The organism is Thermanaerothrix sp. (assembly GCF_056331585.1).
This window is the reverse complement of record NZ_JBWGPQ010000008.1, coordinates 68,065-84,487: the sequence shown is the minus strand read 5'-3', so window position 1 is coordinate 84,487 and position 16,423 is coordinate 68,065. Positions and strand designations below refer to the sequence as shown.

The following is a 16,423-nucleotide window of genomic DNA, read 5'->3' as shown; positions in this document are numbered from 1 at the left end:
TGCCGGGGCTTATGGGGGCGGGGGTGGGGCTTTAGGACTAGGGGCGGTTTCCAAGGCTTCGAGTAGGCGGGCTGCTTCTTCAGCGGTGATCTTGCCCTCTTGCAACATCTCCAAAACTTTAAGGCGTTCTTCCCGTGAGATCATAAGATGGCTGCTCCTAAGGTGTTTCTTCGCGTTTGCCCAGCAGACGGCGCCGTGCTTCCTCGGGGGTTATTAACCCCTGGGCAAGTTCTTCCAGGATGCGTAAGCGTTCTTCGCTCCCCGGCCGAGGTGGGGTTTCTTCTCGTCCGGGTTCCAACCCTAACGCGCGAATGACCTCATTTAGGCGGTTGCGTAGGGTGGGATATGAGAGGTCGAGTTCCTCTTCCATACGCGTAAAGCGTCCCTCGCAACGGATAAAGGTAAGTAAAAACTGAACCTGCTCGGGAGTAAGCGCGGCAAAAGGATTGCTGGCGGGGTAAAAATTCCCCTCGATAGTTGTTTGACAGTTGGGACAGTGGAGGCGAGTAACCACTAATTCGCTGCGGCAAACTGGGCAGCGCTCAAGCATTGGATTCATAACGCACTCCTGCAAATGCATTTCCCGGCTGTAAGACAGCAGGGCGAACACAGTGTTACAATTTTATTGTAGTCACTCTTTTAATTTTGTCAAGTGGTATTCAATAAATCGTAATATTGAATGAGAAATATTTAAGTGTGCTTAGCCCAAAAACTGTAGCCTTCCATAGAGCATGCCATAAAAGAGTTTTGTGGGGTATAATCCGCACCGTTGAGGTGCTGAGGATGAAGTGGACCTTACATACCGAATTCCCGAATCACTTGAAGGAGGCCTGGAACGCCCTCTTGGATGAGGCTATCACCAATGTGCCTTTTTTGCGTTATGAGTACCTGGAAGCCTGGTGGGAAACGCGTGGTGGAGGGGAATGGCCGCAAGCCCAATTAACCCTTATAACTGCCCATGAAGGCGACCGACTGGTGGGGATTGCACCGCTCTTTTTTACCCCAAACCATCACGGGCGACCGGCTTTGCTCTTCTTGGGCAGCATCGAAATCTCCGACTATCTGGACTTCATCGTTCGCCCTGCAGATTTAGACCGCTTTGGGCGTGGACTGTGGTCGTTTCTGGGGCGAGGAGTGACCTGGGAGTGGCAGGCCTTGGACCTCTACAACCTGATCGAAACCTCGCCGACACTGACGATGCTTGCAGCACTGGCCAGTGAATACACCTTACCGTTTCAGGTTGAGCACTTGCAGCCCTCACCTTACGTCCCACTACCGGGCGATTGGGAAGCATATCTGGCCGGTTTAGATAAAAAGCAGCGCCATGAAATCCGCCGTAAATTGCGTCGGGCGGAGGGACATACATCCATGGTCTGTTGGTACTGTGCTCAGGACAATGTTGAGGTGGAGGTGGACGCATTCCTCGACCTGATGGCGCAAGATGAGGATAAAGCGGCCTTCCTGACACCCGTTATGCGCCAGGCCCTGCGCCGTATTGCGCTGGCCGCGGCGGCTCACGGTTATTTACAACTGGCGTTTCTCGATGTTGAGGGCGAAAAAGCGGCGGCATATTTCAACTTTGACTATGGTAACCGCATTTATGTCTATAACACCGGGTTCAACCGCCGCTTTAATGAGATCTCGCCGGGCTGGGTGTTGCTCTCTTACCTCTTGCAGTGGGCTAACCAGCAGGGGCGACTGGAATTCGATTTCATGCGCGGGGATGAGGACTACAAATATCGGTTTGGGGCCGTCAACCGCTATGTGGTACGGGCGACCCTGCTCCGTCAGCCGCTGACAGCGGCTGTCTCTCGTACCGGCTCCATCGCGATTCAGGAGTAAACTATGGCTATTGACGACGCAATCTTGCGTGAGGTGCTACGCCAGGTCATTGATCCTGAACTGGGGCGTAATATCATAGACCTGGGCATGGTGCGCGATTTGACCTTGGATCCGCAGGAAAAACGAGTGCGCTTCACCCTGGCACTGACCACGGCCGCGTGCCCTCTGCGTCACCGCCTGGTCGAAGAGGCGCGAGCGGCCCTGCTGCGCCTGCCGGGCGTCCAGGACGTTGAAGTGACGTTGGACGTGATGAGCGAAGAGGAGCGCCGGGCTGTGCTGGGGTCGGGGGTTTCGCAACCGCCTAAACTGGCCGGACTTAACCGCATTCGGCAGGTGATTGCGGTGGTGAGCGGCAAGGGGGGTGTGGGGAAGTCCTCGTTGACGGCATTGCTGGCGGTGGCGTTGCGCCGCCAGGGTCAGAAGGTGGGTATTCTGGATGCTGATATAACCGGGCCGAGCATCCCAAAATTGTTTGGGCTGCCGGCGGGCGGTCTACATGGTAATGACCTGGGCATTTTGCCGGCCATCACTCGCACTGGCATCCGTGTTGTTTCGGCGAACCTGATGCTGCCGGAAGAGGACGCGGCGGTGGCGTGGCGTGGCCCGTTGATTACAGGGCTGATTCAGCAGTTCTGGGGGCAAGTGTTGTGGGGACAACTGGATACCCTTCTGGTAGACCTGCCGCCGGGTACCTCGGATCCCTTGCTCACGGTGGTGCGTCACATGCCTTTGCGCGGTGCAGTGCTGGTGACTTCCCCCCAACAATTGGCGGCGCTGGTTGTGCGCAAGGCGGTCAACCTACTCAAGAACCTAAACGTGCCGGTGCTAGGTGTGGTGGAGAACCTGGCCTATTACCCGTGCCCGCAGACGGGAGTGCCGCATGAGATTTTTGGCCCCAGCCACGCCGCAGAAGTGGCTGCGGCGGCAGGGTGTGAGGTGATCGTGCGCCTGCCCATCCACCCGGACCTGACCCTGTTGGGGGATGCCGGGCGGATCGAAGATGTTGACCTGCCCGAACTTGCCCCGCTCCTGGCGCAGGTGTTGGCTCCCACGCCTCAGCTGGCAGCTTGAGCTTTCCATGTTCCGGGGTTGCGCGAGGTGCACAGACCAGTTTTTTTTCCTCTCGTGTGGATAATTCTAATCCGGTTGGTTATCCAATCGGCCAGCCGAGCGGGGTGGGTTGGTCCGGCTGGAGCAGGATGACGTCGTTATCAGGGCCCATGGCGCCCAGCACCAGCACTTCGGAGATAAAATCGGCGATGCGGCGGGGAGGAAAGTTGACCACCGCCACTACCAGCCGTCCTACTAAATCTTCCTTGCGGTAGCGTCGCGTTAGTTGTGCGCTGGAGGTCTTCACCCCCAAGGGACCAAAGTCAATCCACAATTTGTAGGCCGGTTTGCGCGCTTTAGGATGGTCTTCCACGCGGATGACTTTACCCACACGCATATCCACTTTGGCAAAGTCATCCCAAGTGATCAGGGGTGGGGTCTCGCTCATTGTATCTCCTCATCACTAAGAGGGTTTAAGGGAATAGACGCCGTGCCTTAATCTCTGCGATGGCATCCGGACGGTAACGGTAAAGGCGGGCCGGGCGACCTTCGCCGCTGCGCACATAAGGCGTGGGCTCGATCACCCCGGCCTGGAGCAGGCGGCGCCGGAAGTTGCGCTTGTCCAGGCGTTCGCCGAGGATTAGCTCGTAGGTATGCTGGATCTCACTTAGGGTAAAGAATTCGGGGAGCAATTCAAAGCCCACCGCCGTATATTCCAGTTTATAGCGTAAGCGGCGCAAGGCATAGGTGAGGATGTCGGCGTGATCCAGGGCGAGGGGCGGCAGGGCGTTGAGGGGAAACCAGGCCCCGTGTTGGGCTTCGGGGGCGACTTGTGCTAGTGCATCCATGGCAATGAGGGCAAAATAGGCCACCGAAATCACGCACCCGGCGGGATGTCGCCCGTGTTCGCCGTAGGTATACAACTGTTCTAAGTAGGCCTCATGCAGTCCCAGACAGGCTTCCAGGCACTTGTAAGCTGCTTGCGTCAGCGAGCAGGTCGCATCCATCGGCGCGGTGGGCAACACCCAGCCGCCCAGACCAATGTAGGCCGCCGGCTGCAGCCAAACCTGGAGCGTTTCGTCCTTAAGGGTGAAGATAACCAGCAGAACTTCCAGGTGAACCTCGGTGCTCATGATCCGATAGCCTTTCGGCAGATGGATGCAGATTGTCCTGTGATATTATATATCCAGAGTCTTACCGTGCTCTTGTTCTGGCACGATTATTGCGACGCCATTCGCAAAGATATAAGTGAGGAACTTTGAATAAAGACGGAGCGTCTTTATTTCAGGCTTGCAGAGCCGGTAACTTGGGCCTGGATTTTTTCTTTTGGAGGAGGAGAAAACCATGAAGCATAAATTTTCCTTATGGGTGGGTGTGAGTGTTCTGATCCTGGTGGCTTTGGCATGCAACCTGCCGGTAGGTGGTGGCCAACCCACGGCCCAGCCCACGCCGAACGCCACATTAACTGCGCTCTTTGCCCTGTTAACCCCGGTGGCCACGACGCCGCCCCCAGTTGTTGCCAGCCCGACTGCGGTTTTGCCCACGGTGGTTCCACTGACCCCAACCACTGCGGTGGCTTCACCTACCGCAACCCTGCCCCAGCCCACCTTCACCGTCACGCCGCTCCTACGCACCGGGGGCAGTTTTAAGGCGGTCTATTTCAGCACACCGCCCAAACTGGATGGGGTGTGGGATGAGTGGCCGGGAAGTGCCTACTCTTGCGAGAATGTGGTGTTTGGGGCCAAAGAACGCAAGAATCGCGAAGATCTGGGTTGCTCGTTCCGGGTGGGCTGGGATAGCACCTACCTCTACGTAGCCTATAAGATTTACGATGATACCTATGTCCAAGAAGCCAGCGGCGCCGACCTCTATAAAGGGGATAGCGTGGAGATCCTTTTGGATGCCGACCTCTACGGCGATTGGAACTCCCAAGCGCTCAGCGGGGATGATTATCAATTGGGCATCTCGCTGGGCCGTCCGGATCCGGAGGGCACCAAGGATGTTTATTTATGGTTCCCGCGCGCCAAGGCTGGTGGGCGCGATGATGTCAAGGTTGCCGTAGCCGCCCAGGATGGACTCTATCGCGTCGAAGTGGCCGTGCCTTGGGGCCTCTTTGGGGTCAAGCCGGCGACAAATCAGCAATTTGGGTTTGCCGTTTCGGCCTCGGATAACGATAAGCCGGGTGAGAAAGTGCAGCAGAGCATGGTCTCCAGCGCGCCGTTCCGCCGCCTGACCGATCCCACAACCTGGGGCATTCTGACCCTGACGCGGTGACAAAACACCGGGAGGTCATGCTGGCCTCCCGGTGCGTTTTTACGCCCAACGGATGGGTTTAGAACAGGATCAACGCCAGTTCGTTGCGGTACTGGCGGGTGAGCGGATTTTCTTCACCTAATATCTCGAGCAGACTCAATACCACCTGGCGGGCTTGATCCTCGCGGTAGCGCTTATCCTGGCGCAAGATATCCAGCAAGCCGTCTAATGCAGCCAGGATGTTGCCACGGCTGGCCAGGCGGATGGCATTCCAGTAAGCGGCGGCTAACTCATCCCCTTCATCTTCGATGCCCCGATGCTGGCGCAGTTCAACCAATGCCTCGGCATAGGGTCTGAGCAACATGGCTTGGGCATACTGGCGGCTGGGTGGGAAGGCCTCTAAGATGGCTAATCCTTCATAGCCTTTGCCTTGAGCCAGCAGGGCCTTGACCAGGCCAAGCAGGGCACGTGGGTCTTCACCTTCCTCGTCCAGAACCTCGCGGAAGAGGCTCTCGGCTTCCGCCCACTCGCCCTCGATGAGCAGACTTTCGGCTTTTTCCAGTTTCAGCGCGGTTGGGCTGGGTGGCTGTAACCGCTCCAAAAACTCGCGTAGGCGGGATTCGGGGATGGCCCCCACAAACTCGGCTATCACCTGCCCGTTGACGAAGGCTTTCACCGTAGGCAGGCTGCGCACCCCATAGCGCAACGCCAAGTTGGGATTTTCGTCCACGTTAACCCGTGCCAGGCGGAAGCGCCCTTGTGCTTCGTCGGCTAAACGCACCAATAAGGCTCCCAGGTCGCGGCAGGGACGGCACCATGCCGCCCAAAAATCTACCACCACCGGAACATTCTGCGAAAAGGCCAGTACTTCATATTCGAAATCGGCTTCACTAACGTCCACAATGTAATCTGGGCTCATCATCGGCTACTCCTTATTTTCTTACCCAAGGTTATTTTACCTTTGGCTTACGTCTAAAATTGTACCCATCCTTTGTTAATTTTTTGTCGGAATATGTTGATTTATCCCTCATCGTCTCCCTCATCGCTCACGATACCGGGTTGTTCAACTCGTAATACCTCGCCGTGCAAATTGATGACAATGCGAAAGCCCATCATGCCTAGGTAAGCCCGACCCTCTTCAGGGATGCCGGCTTGGAGTAATTGCTCAAACTGTTTATCCAGGTTACGCAGTTGGGTATAGATCATGGCGCGCGAGAAAGGATCTTCCTGGCCCAGCATCTTGGCGGTTTGCTCACTGAGCAGGTCTTCGTGCCCTTCGATTTGTTGACGCATGATGTCCAGTACTTGGCGATCCACCTGTTCCGAAGGAATATGTCGCCGGAAGCCGCGGTCGTTGACGACATAGCAGGGTTCATCCCCGACGTACGCCACTTCAACCGGTTGATCGTTCTCGTCTACAACTAAACCTGCAAACAAAGGTTGACGCATAATGTTTCTCCCGAATCTAACTGCTTTGTTTGCCCTCAATGATGGCAAGCAGGATGGCCACCGCTAACCCTAAACGGCGATCAAACTGCCGGGCTGGATCGGTAGAGAAGTCAATCTCCATGACATAACCGAAGAGGTGAAACCGCTGACGGTATTCGGCTACAGGAGTGGTTCCCAAGGTGGCAAAGTAGTGCTGGGGCAATAAAGAGCCGAGCAGAAAACGCCGTAGCAAGGCGCGCCCTAAGGAGTCTTCTTGTACCGTGCCAATGAGTTCGTCGCCGGCGTTCAGGATTTGCCACTCATCACGTGCCAGTGATTGCCACCCACGGCGGCGCAACGCACCCACTTTCATCCCGCTGGCGCTTTCTACCACATCATACGCGGCGGAGAAATCTAACACCTGGCGGGCGCGTATCTGGAGCACCTCTTGGGCCATGCTCTCGTCGCGATAAACACGGATGTCTTCCTTGAGGCGGAACATGCGTTGGCGACAAAAAAGTGCCATCTCACCCTGGGGAGTGTAAATACGCACAGTACCGGTCAGGGCGAGCGTCTGGCGCCTGAGCAAGTAGTGGGTATAACCAAAAATAGACTCCATTATGAGCACTCCTCTGTTACTATTCTACAACAATGACGGTGGTTCCGCGCTCGGCGGTTACATAGTTGGCATCCAGCGGTACGGTGGGATGTGTCCAGCGGTAAATCCATAATGCATCTTGTGGGCTCAGGTTGATACATCCGTGGCTGCGGGGGCGCCCAAAGTCATTGTGCCAATAAGTGCCGTGAAAAGAAATGCCGTTATCCATCAGGTAACTGACCCAAGGCACGCCGGGCAAGTCATATGAATTGGGAGCAGCGCGGTCACCGGCTGCCATATGGCGCGAGGGGCGCTTGCGGTGGGTCTGGTAACGTCCAGGCGGGGTGCGAAAATCTCCATCGCGAAAGCGTGCGCCGGTGGCGGCACGAGCGGCAAAGACTGGTTTATCACTTTCCCACGCAATAACCACTTGTGAATTCAAACGCACCTCAATCCATTTTTCATTCACCGGTATCTGTGGAGAGAGCGGGGAAACGTCTTCCGGTTGGACAAGGCGCAAGTGGATGGCCCGTGCAAAGAAGACTACCGGCCATTTATCATCGGCGATGCGATACCACCACTCTCCTTGTTCGTCTTGCACGGCCTGGGTGACCCAAAAAGTGGAGCCATAGTAAAGGCGATAGGCTATGCTCCACGTCAGGCGTGGATGCCATAAAGCGTCGGTGTAAGGCACCGTCACCTCAAATAAGCGGCCCTGGGAGGGGATCTCGGTCTGGGGCGGTTGAGGTTGTAACGCCACCGGCTGGACTTCACCAGAATGCACATAGGCCTCGTCGTTGAGAAGATACCAGACGCGGTTATGATTGGGGTTTTCATCCCCCAAAGTGACCCCAGTGATCGGTAGAACGAGGTCGCGCCAGTAGGTTTTGCGGATGTTGGCGGAAAATGAGGGACGATCGTACCCCTCGGTTTTAGGTGGGATAATTCGTCCCAGTGAAAGCCCGAGGGTGTGGGGATCAGAAGTTTTTCCGGTCAGGAGAGAAAAAGATGGGGTCGGTCTGCCGATCAGTGCCAACAAGCCTGCTGCGCACCAGCGCAGAAATTCGCGACGTGTGAGGGAGGGCAGATCCAACGGCGACATGCCTTAATCATGAATATTGACCAGTGTGCCTACGGAAGCCCAGTTGAACAGCCAGGCGGCGTCTTCGGTACGCAGGTTGATGCAACCGTGGCTCATCGGGGTGCCAAAGTTGTTGTGCCAATAGGTACCGTGAAGTCCATAGCCTTTGTAGAAGTACATCACGTAAGGGACATCGGGCAGGTAATACCCCGGCCCACGCATGTCGGCGTAGCGGTATTTGACGTAGATACGGTACCGGCCGGTAACGGTGGGGTAACGCCAGGTACCAGTGGAAACCAGAAACTGATTGACCAAGGTTTGCCCTTCGTAGGCATAGACCATTTGCTCGCTCAAATCCACATCAATCCAGCGCTCATCACCTTCAACTTTAGGCCAGGTGGCTGCATCTGCACGGGGTGGCGTAGTGGGGGTGTCTGTAGGGAGTGGGGTGGGCGTATCGGTTGGGGTAGGGCTGGGAGTTGCAGTCGGGATGGGGGTGGCGGTCGGTGTTGGAGTGGGAGTGGTCGTTGCGGTTGGGGTGAGGGTGGGTTTGGGCAAAGCCGCCGCCGGGCGTGCCAATGAAGGGCTGCAGGCAAAAACGATGCGCAGTTGGGGGCTCATTGACAACGCGGCCAACGCCAGACCGGAAATGACAAAGACCGACAAGGCTAACCAGAGCCAAGGACGCCAGTGCGAGCCAATGCGGGGTTGTGCCTGTGCGGGTGGTGTAGGTCGAACAGCGGGGCGTGACCGACGCATCGGCACGGGTTGGGTTTGCGCCAGCGCTTCGGCTATGGGGACGTTAAATGTATAAGTCGAGTTGGAAGGCGGCTTGGTTTGAGTCTGGCGCAGACGACGCACCGCCCAATGCATTCCTTGGCGTGCAGCGCGGCTGTGAGGGTTGATGGCCAGCGCACGTTCTAGGTAGGCAATGCTCTGGTGCGGCTCGGACAGGGCGGCTAAGATTAACCAGGGCGTTTCTAGATCAGGATACTCGCGTGCAGCGGTTTCAACCAGGGACTTGGCTTCGTCGGCACGTCCTTGGTTTAAGGCCTGACGAACTCGCTCCAACCAATCCGAAGGCAGGCTGCGCGCGGTAGAGGTCATGGTGAAGTTCCGTTCCGTCCAATGGGCTCGTTACGCAGGAAGCATAAAATCCCGTCGGCAACCCCTTGTGCCACCCGGTCGGGCTCCTCGGTGAGAATACGACGGTCGAGGTTGAGGAATCCGGTCTCAATAATGGCGGCGGTGGTCTCGCTGTTAATCTCGCTAAAGGTGTGGTATTCGGTCATGTCACGGGTAATGGTGTTAGGATGATAGCGCAACCCGGTCGCTTTGGCGTAGCGGTCCACCAGGCAGGCGGTGAGGCGTTCAGCCTTCTCCGGAAAAAGGCTCGAGGACGCCGCGGCTACTTTGAACCCGGTGGCTTCATCGTTGATGTAATTACAGGAGTCATTATGAATTGAGACCAGAACTTGGGCTTGATAGCCGGCCAGGCGTTCATCAAACTCGTTGAGCAGATCTACCTGATAGCCAGCGGCGAGCAGGCGTTGTTGCACTCGTAACGCAATTTCCAAATTAACCTGGGCTTCGGTCAAGCCATCCGGGCAGACGGCACCCGAGTCATTCCCGGCATGGCCGGCTACAATCCCCACCCGCGGCATGGGGCGTGGGGTAGGTGTGGGATAAGCCGCCCCTGGATTGGCCTGGAGAGCCTGGAACATGGCTTCCAGGGAGCGGTTGGAGAATAAACCGGTCGGTGTGAACAATGTCAGCAGGGTCGCCATAATCAACCCAATGCTGACCACCGTCCAGATAATTGAAAGGGAGGTTGGTTGAGACGGCGAGGTAGAGGATTCTGGGATCTCGTCAAATGCATTTTCATCCATAAGGTAAATCACCTGGAACCATGGTTAAGATGATTATATCTGCAATCGGGCCATTCACTTCTGATTTTGAGGTGAGGGTTTATGGGTATAAACATTATCCGGTTGTATCCTCTTGACGCGGTGGTGGTAAGTGATTATAACCGAGCCTGCTGGTGATGCCACTGGCAGGGATTAGCGGTATTATGGAGGTTGCAATCACAATGCCAGTCACAGCCGATTTACTTCGTCAAGCCATGCGTCATTGGACCACCGGGGTGAGCGTGGTAACCAGTTGTGCCGATGGGTTTTGCCATGGGATGACTGTAAACTCGTTTACCTCGGTTTCGTTAGAGCCCCCACTGGTTACTGTTACTCTTAACAAGCAAACACGCACCCAGGCCCTGGTTGCAAAATCCAGAGTGTTTGGTGTTACAATATTACATGAAGGGCAAGAAGCCATATCCGAGCGTTTTGCGGGTCGCCAGTTCGAGACTGAAAACCGCTTGGCAGGGTTGGAAACTTTTAGCTTGGTGACAGGCGTGCCGTTGCTTAAGGCAGGATTAGTTGGGTTGGACTGCCGGGTTGTGTTTGAGTACCCCATGCCGGATTCGGTGCTCTACATTGCTGAAGTTCTGGCGATCCAAACGGGTGAACCGGGATGGCCATTGGTCTATCACAATCGGGCTTATTACCAGTTGCGGCGATGACCGATGCACCATTGAGTGACGAAGAGAAGCGCCTGTTGTTACGGTTGGCGCGCGAAGCTATCGAGGCGGCGGTCAACCGTCGTCCGTTGCCGCCCCTGGATTGGGAGACGTTACCGCCACGCCTGCGCGAGCCAGGAGCGACTTTTGTGACCCTGACACGGCGGGGTCAGTTGCGCGGTTGTATTGGGGTGTTGGAGGCCTATCAACCACTGGCTGAAGATGTGCGCGAGCATGCGATTGCCGCGGCGCTCGAAGATTATCGCTTTCCCCCGGTGCGCCCGGAGGAAGTACCTGAATTGAAGATCGAAATTTCGCGGTTAACCCCATTACAGCCCTTGGAGTACGAAACTCCTGAGGAACTCGTGCGCAAACTGCGCCCCGGTGTGGATGGTGTGGTCATCCGAGATGGCTTTCGGCGGGCTACCTTCTTACCCCAGGTGTGGGAAAAATTGCCTGATCCGGTGCGCTTTCTGGATAATTTGTGTATGAAGATGGGAGCATCTCGTAACCTGTGGCGCACCAAAAAACTAGATGTTTTTGTCTATCAGGTTGAAGAATTCCACGAATAAATCAGCGGGGGAAAATTGCCGCGCTGGGCGTGAAAATTCCGGCCTTTGAGGTATTGCATTTAACTTGTTATATCGTTATAATGATTAAGACCCCTTGTTGTTGTGAAGGTGATGATGATCATTCCCCATCCACAACCATTTACTCCCCTGTACTATCAAATTGAACAACAAATTCTGGAAGAGATCCATCAGGGCCGCTTAAAACCAGGGGATCGTTTGCCCTCAGAACCGGAACTCTCGCGCCGGTTTGGCGTCAGCCGCATTACGATCCGGCGTGCTCTAAAGGATCTCAGCCAGCAAGGCATTATCTATTCGCGTCAGGGTAAAGGGACGTTCGTTGCTCAGGCGCGCATTCGTGAAATTTCAGGCTTTCGTTCGTTTAGCGATGATATCCGGGCCCGTGGATTAACACCGAGTTCGCGGGTGGTGGATTTCAGTCGTCTACCAGCAGATGAAGGGGTTGCCCAACGGTTAGGTGTGGAGGTGGGAGAGCCGGTTTATTGTCTGCAGCGGGTGCGCCTGGCGAATGACCAACCGGTTGCTTTCGAGATTGCTTATCTACCGGTGCGGTTATGCCCGGATCTAGAACGGTTTGATTTCAGCAATGCGTCGCTTTATGCGGTGTTACGGGAGCACTATCGTGTTTTTCCAACTTGGGCCGAGGCGGAAATCGAGGCTAGCGCTGCTTCGCCTGAAGTAGCCCATCATCTGGGGATGAAAATCGGCGAGCCGGTGCTGGTCGCTTACCGCCAAACCTATACTGAGCGTTTTGAGATTATTGAGTTTGTAAAATCCATCTATTGTGGCAAGCGGTTCACGTTCTATGTTGGCCGCCAGTACATCGGCAATTGAACTCAGGTAGTGCCTTCATCTCATCCAACCCATTCCAAATCTTGTCGGGAGGTGTTCTATGCGTAATTCAAGTCGTTTTCTGATGTTGATGGTTCTGGTCGCTCTGGTGCTGGCGTTAGCTGGCTGTGGGGGGCAAGCTGCGACCGGCCCGAAGGTGGTCAAGGTGCTCGCCATGCAGCAGGCCGGCCCAACCCCCGAAGAAATGAACGCGATCGTGAATGAATTCAACCAGAAGAACCCGAACATCAAAGTCGAAATTGAATATGTCTCCTATGATGCGTTGCACGATAAGATTGTCACCGCGATGGCTACAACCCCACCTTCTTATGATGTGATCCTGGTGGATGATATCTGGTATGCGGAATTCGCCAAGGCGGGTTATCTGTGGGATGTGACCGATAAAATTGATGCTCAGACCAAAGAAAAGGTCTTCGCTGCAGCTTGGGACATCACTACGGTAAACGGGCGCATTTACGGTATGCCTTGGCTGCTGGATGCGAAATACTTCTACTACAACGAGAAGATCCTCAAAGAGGCCGGGTTTGACCATCCGCCTGCAACCTGGGAAGAACTGGTGGAGCAGGCACGAGTGATTAAAGAAAAGGGGGTGGTTGAGTATCCCATTGCCTGGTCGTGGGCGCAGGCTGAGGCTGCCATCTGTGATTTCGTGGCCTTGCTCTATGGCAATGGTGGCCGCTTTGTAGACGATCAGGGCAAACCAGCGTTCAATGATGAGAAGGGTGTCCAGGTTTTAGAGTGGATGGTCAAGACGATTGACGAAGGTATCTCCAATCCGGCTTCGGTATCCTACGTAGAAGAGGATGTGCGCAACGTTTTCTCTCAGGGCAAGGCAGCCTTTGCCCTCAACTGGCTCTACATGTATGACCTGGCGGCGTTGAACGAACAGGAATCCCAGGTCGTTGGCCAGGTGAAGATGAGCCTGGTACCGGTATTTCAATCCATGGCTCAACAAGGCCTGAAGAGTGCGACCATCAATGGCTCGATGGGCTTCTCGGTGGTGGACAAGTCGCCTAACCGTGAGGCGGCGTGGGAGTACGTTAAGTACCTGACCAGTGAAGACGTGCAGAAGCGTTATGCTGCCCACCTGCTGCCGATTTGGAGTGCCAACTATGAGGGCGAGGCGTTGGAAGCTCTGAAAGCGCTCAACCCGGCCACCCCGGTGACTGTGCCGATGTTCAAAGAGCAATTCCCCTATGCGCATGTGCGTCCCAAGGTGCCGTATTACCTGGAAGGCTCTAAGGCGCTTCAATTAGCCCTGCAAGAGGCGCTAACCAAACAGAAGACCCCCGCGCAAGCCCTCAACGACGCCGCGGCCAAGTGGGTCGAGTTGCAATCCAAGTAATGCTGTTAAATCATCCTTCTCTGGCAGGGGGAAAACTCCCCCTGCCAGATTTATAAGGTGGTGTAGAGTTCATGGCTCAAGCAACCTTGCGTCCGCCTAAATCCTATTCGCTCTTGCAGTATGAGATCCGCGAGGGGATTTTGTTCCTCTTGCCGGCGATGATATTGATCTTTGGTATTACATTATTTCCTATCTTGTTTACGTTTGTCCTGAGTTTCACCGATACCCCGCTCTCGAATCCTTCCCCTCAGAATTTTGTGGGTCTGAGTAATTACCTGGCGTTCTTGCGCAGTGCCCAATTCTGGCAAGCCATCTGGCGTACGGTTTACTTTACCGTAGTCTCAGTGGGGGTGGAGTTGTTACTGGGATTGGGGATTGCATTACTTATCCACGCCCGTCCGCCAGGCTGGGCATTTTTACGCACCAGTCTGATCATTCCCTGGGCGGTGCCCACGATTGTCAATGGCGCGCTGTGGCGCTGGATCTACAATGCGGATTATGGGGCTTTGAATGGTTTACTTTATAGCCTGGGATTAATTGAGAAGTACCGTCCCTGGCTCACCGAGCCGATGCGGGCGCTCAATTTAGTCGTCGTGGCCGATATTTGGCATAGTGTGCCTTTCATTGCGCTGATTCTGCAGGCCGCGTTGGCCACCTTGCCCCTGGAACTGGATGAGGCCGCGGCGGTGGATGGGGCAAATGCCTGGCAGCGTTTCTGGTTCATCCGACTGCCACTGCTCCGCCCGGCCATCCTGGTAGCACTGGTGGTCCGCACAGTCGAAGCTTTCCGTGTTTTCGATATCATTTATGTCATCACGCAAGGCGGGCCAGCGTTCGGTACGGTAACAATCTCTTATCTAACCTATTTGGAATCTTTCTCTTATGGTCACCTGGGAAGCGGTGCAGCATTGTCATTCCTGATTACACTTTTTACCCTGGTTATGGCATTAGCGTACATTCGGTTGCTCTACCGCCCGGAGGTGCAAGGATGAAGCGGTGGCGACGAGTGGTGTCAACGGCAATCCTGCTGGGCTTGATGACATTGGTGTTGCTGTTCATCTATGCACCGATTGCCTGGCTGGTGCTTTCCTCAATATCTACGCGGGCAGAATTGCTCGCGGTGCCGCCGCACTGGATCCCTGAGCATCCTACCCTTAAAAATTATCGGGATATCCTGATCCCGGGTACCGCTGTCTCAGAGGTGGCGCGAACCTTCAGTGTGACGTTGCGCAATTCCTTCATTGTGGCTAGTTCAACCACGCTGATCTGCCTGGTGACGGGTTCGTTGGCCGGCTACGCTTTGGCCCGGTTGCGATTGCCGTTTCGCAATGCCTTGTTTATGAGCATTCTAGGGGTGCGCATGGTGCCCGAGATTTCGCTGGTTGTGCCACTGTATATCATCGCCGCTCGCCTGGCACTGCTTAACAAGCCCATTGTGTTAATCATTACCTATCTCTCCTTTGCACTTCCCTTTGCTATCTGGATGCTGAGCACCTTTTTTGAGAGCGTTCCGCGGGAATTGGAAGATGCGGCCCTGATTGACGGCAGTTCTCGCCTGGGAACGCTGTTTCGGGTGGTCTTGCCGGTGGCGGCACCGGGGATTGTTTCAACGGCGTTGTTCACTTTCCTGTTGGCGTGGGACGAATTTTTCTTTGCCTTGATCTTTACCAGCACCATCGCAGCGAAAACGGTGCCGGTAGCCATTGCTGAATTTACCGGGCGCTATGCCGTAGATATCACGGCGATGATGACCGGTGGGGTGTTGGCGGCGCTACCGCCGGTGCTACTGGCGCTCGTCTTCCAACGTTATATCGTTAGCGGGCTTTCTGCAGGAGCGGTAAAGGGATGAAAACCGGGGTGTTAATTGGCATTGATCTGGGGGGCACGAATGTGCGGGTGGGAGCCGTTGACCAACAAGGTGACGTCTTAGCCTGGGCCGAAGCACCCATCGAAGCCACACGCGGGCCACAGGTTGGGTTAGCGCGAATCAGCGCTCTTGTCGAGCAAGTTCTGGGCGCGGTGGGAGCCGTCTTGCCTCTGGCGATTGGGATGGGTGCCACTGGACCGATAGATCGCCAACGTGGTAGCATTCAAAACCCCTACACTTTGCCTACCTGGGAAGATGTGCCGGTTGTCCAGTTGTTGCAGGAACGGTTTGGGGTGCTGGTGGCTCTAGAAAATGATGCCGATGCGGCAGCTCTGGGTGAGGCGTGGGTGGGAGCTGGGCGGGATCATGAGCGGGTGCTCATGGTAACCGTGGGGACAGGGATTGGTACCGCGTTTGTGTATCGTGGTGAGATCTATCGTGGGGTGGAAGGGGCCCATCCCGAGGCCGGGCACATCGTGGTAGACCCAAGGGGGCCGTTGTGTTATTGTGGTGCGCATGGTTGTTGGGAAAGCCTGGCTTCCGGTCCAGCGATTGCGCGCCGCGCGCAGTCCTTAGCCCGTGACACGTCTACCCTGATGGTGGAATTGACTCAGGGCAATTTGGAAGCCATTGACGCGCGGTTGGTAGTGGCTGCGGCTCAGGCGGGTGATGCCCTGGCACAGCAGGTCATTGAGGAAACGGCCTTCTACCTGGGATTGGGCATGGTCAATCTCATGATTGCTTACCTACCCGATGTAGTCATCCTGGGGGGTGGGGTAATGCGTTCCTACCCGGTTTTTGCGCCTTATCTTCATCAGGTTATTCAACAGCATAGCGTCGTCGCTCCTTTGCAATCGGTGCGAATAGAGACAGCACGCTTGGGAGGACAAGCCGGGGTTGTGGGAGCGGCCTACGCGGCTTCGAAACTGATTATGGAGGGATAGT

The 16,423-nt window shown here is 55.6% G+C and carries 20 protein-coding genes; 10 read left to right on the top strand and 10 right to left on the bottom strand.

Annotation, left to right across the window (positions count from 1 at the left end):
* Positions 1-9: 9 nt before the first annotated feature.
* Positions 10-144: an SHOCT-like domain-containing protein gene (locus AC01YT_RS04980; RefSeq protein ID WP_476673249.1), complete on the bottom strand. Its 135-nt coding sequence runs from the start codon at positions 142-144 to the stop codon at positions 10-12.
* Between the two features lie 13 nt (positions 145-157).
* Complete coding sequence (locus tag AC01YT_RS04975) at positions 158-559, bottom strand: DUF2089 domain-containing protein (RefSeq protein WP_315625664.1); 402 nt, start codon at positions 557-559, stop codon at positions 158-160.
* 224 nt (positions 560-783) lie between these two features.
* Between AC01YT_RS04975 and AC01YT_RS04970 the strand changes: the two genes are divergently transcribed.
* Together AC01YT_RS04970 and AC01YT_RS04965 are read left to right on the top strand one after the other, a co-directional pair.
* On the top strand, positions 784-1,842 hold the full coding sequence (locus AC01YT_RS04970; RefSeq protein ID WP_476673246.1) for a GNAT family N-acetyltransferase: 1,059 nt from the start codon (positions 784-786) through the stop codon (positions 1,840-1,842).
* 3 nt (positions 1,843-1,845) lie between these two features.
* The gene (locus AC01YT_RS04965) at positions 1,846-2,913 is read left to right on the top strand and encodes an Mrp/NBP35 family ATP-binding protein (RefSeq protein WP_476673244.1); all 1,068 of its coding nucleotides are present in this window, start codon (positions 1,846-1,848) and stop codon (positions 2,911-2,913) included.
* A gap of 79 nt (positions 2,914-2,992) precedes the next feature.
* On the opposite strand, the gene AC01YT_RS04960 is transcribed toward AC01YT_RS04965, so the two are convergent.
* Complete coding sequence (locus AC01YT_RS04960) at positions 2,993-3,340, bottom strand: tRNA-binding protein (protein WP_476673242.1); 348 nt, start codon at positions 3,338-3,340, stop codon at positions 2,993-2,995.
* A 25-nt stretch (positions 3,341-3,365) separates the two neighbouring features.
* Entirely contained in the window at positions 3,366-4,025 is a 660-nt protein-coding gene (locus AC01YT_RS04955; RefSeq protein WP_476673240.1) for an NUDIX hydrolase, read from the bottom strand.
* Positions 4,026-4,236: 211 nt separating this feature from the next.
* Here AC01YT_RS04955 and AC01YT_RS04950 point away from each other — a divergent pair, with 211 nt between their 5' ends.
* The gene (locus AC01YT_RS04950) at positions 4,237-5,166 is read left to right on the top strand and encodes a sugar-binding protein (protein ID WP_476673239.1); all 930 of its coding nucleotides are present in this window, start codon (positions 4,237-4,239) and stop codon (positions 5,164-5,166) included.
* A 58-nt stretch (positions 5,167-5,224) separates the two neighbouring features.
* Here the strand turns inward: AC01YT_RS04950 and AC01YT_RS04945 are convergent, their stop codons facing one another.
* The 6 genes from AC01YT_RS04945 to AC01YT_RS04920 all read right to left on the bottom strand — a co-directional run bounded on the left by AC01YT_RS04945 (position 5,225) and on the right by AC01YT_RS04920 (position 10,141).
* Complete coding sequence (locus AC01YT_RS04945) at positions 5,225-6,067, bottom strand: tetratricopeptide repeat protein (RefSeq protein ID WP_476673237.1); 843 nt, start codon at positions 6,065-6,067, stop codon at positions 5,225-5,227.
* 98 nt (positions 6,068-6,165) lie between these two features.
* A complete protein-coding gene (locus AC01YT_RS04940) occupies positions 6,166-6,594 on the bottom strand; it encodes a hypothetical protein (protein ID WP_476673235.1) in 429 nt (142 codons plus the stop codon).
* 16 nt (positions 6,595-6,610) lie between these two features.
* Positions 6,611-7,192, bottom strand: a complete 582-nt coding sequence (locus AC01YT_RS04935; protein WP_476673234.1) for an LURP-one-related family protein — start codon at positions 7,190-7,192, stop codon at positions 6,611-6,613.
* A 19-nt stretch (positions 7,193-7,211) separates the two neighbouring features.
* Positions 7,212-8,273, bottom strand: coding sequence for a L,D-transpeptidase (locus AC01YT_RS04930; protein WP_476673232.1), 1,062 nt, complete (start codon positions 8,271-8,273; stop codon positions 7,212-7,214).
* Positions 8,274-8,276: 3 nt separating this feature from the next.
* Positions 8,277-9,359 carry a L,D-transpeptidase gene (locus AC01YT_RS04925; RefSeq protein ID WP_476673230.1) on the bottom strand — a complete coding sequence of 361 codons (1,083 nt, stop codon included), beginning with the start codon at positions 9,357-9,359 and terminating at the stop codon, positions 8,277-8,279.
* Positions 9,356-10,141 carry an N-acetylmuramoyl-L-alanine amidase family protein gene (locus tag AC01YT_RS04920; protein WP_476673228.1) on the bottom strand — a complete coding sequence of 262 codons (786 nt, stop codon included), beginning with the start codon at positions 10,139-10,141 and terminating at the stop codon, positions 9,356-9,358. The genes AC01YT_RS04925 and AC01YT_RS04920 overlap by 4 nt, the downstream gene beginning before the upstream one ends.
* Before the next feature lie 200 nt (positions 10,142-10,341).
* Between AC01YT_RS04920 and AC01YT_RS04915 the strand changes: the two genes are divergently transcribed.
* From AC01YT_RS04915 to AC01YT_RS04885, 7 genes are all read left to right on the top strand, one after another.
* Complete coding sequence (locus tag AC01YT_RS04915; protein ID WP_476673226.1) at positions 10,342-10,827, top strand: flavin reductase family protein; 486 nt, start codon at positions 10,342-10,344, stop codon at positions 10,825-10,827.
* Positions 10,779-11,396: an AmmeMemoRadiSam system protein A gene (gene amrA, locus AC01YT_RS04910; protein ID WP_476673224.1), complete on the top strand. Its 618-nt coding sequence runs from the start codon at positions 10,779-10,781 to the stop codon at positions 11,394-11,396. The genes AC01YT_RS04915 and amrA overlap by 49 nt, the downstream gene beginning before the upstream one ends.
* A 111-nt stretch (positions 11,397-11,507) precedes the next feature.
* Positions 11,508-12,248, top strand: coding sequence for a GntR family transcriptional regulator (locus AC01YT_RS04905; protein ID WP_476673222.1), 741 nt, complete (start codon positions 11,508-11,510; stop codon positions 12,246-12,248).
* Between the two features lie 58 nt (positions 12,249-12,306).
* Positions 12,307-13,611: an ABC transporter substrate-binding protein gene (locus tag AC01YT_RS04900; protein ID WP_476673220.1), complete on the top strand. Its 1,305-nt coding sequence runs from the start codon at positions 12,307-12,309 to the stop codon at positions 13,609-13,611.
* A gap of 71 nt (positions 13,612-13,682) precedes the next feature.
* Entirely contained in the window at positions 13,683-14,603 is a 921-nt protein-coding gene (locus tag AC01YT_RS04895; protein ID WP_476673218.1) for a carbohydrate ABC transporter permease, read from the top strand.
* A complete protein-coding gene (locus AC01YT_RS04890; protein ID WP_476673216.1) occupies positions 14,600-15,460 on the top strand; it encodes a carbohydrate ABC transporter permease in 861 nt (286 codons plus the stop codon). Before AC01YT_RS04895 ends, AC01YT_RS04890 begins: the two co-directional genes overlap by 4 nt.
* Positions 15,457-16,422, top strand: coding sequence for an ROK family protein (locus tag AC01YT_RS04885; protein ID WP_476673214.1), 966 nt, complete (start codon positions 15,457-15,459; stop codon positions 16,420-16,422). The genes AC01YT_RS04890 and AC01YT_RS04885 overlap by 4 nt, the downstream gene beginning before the upstream one ends.
* Position 16,423 lies beyond the last annotated feature (1 nt).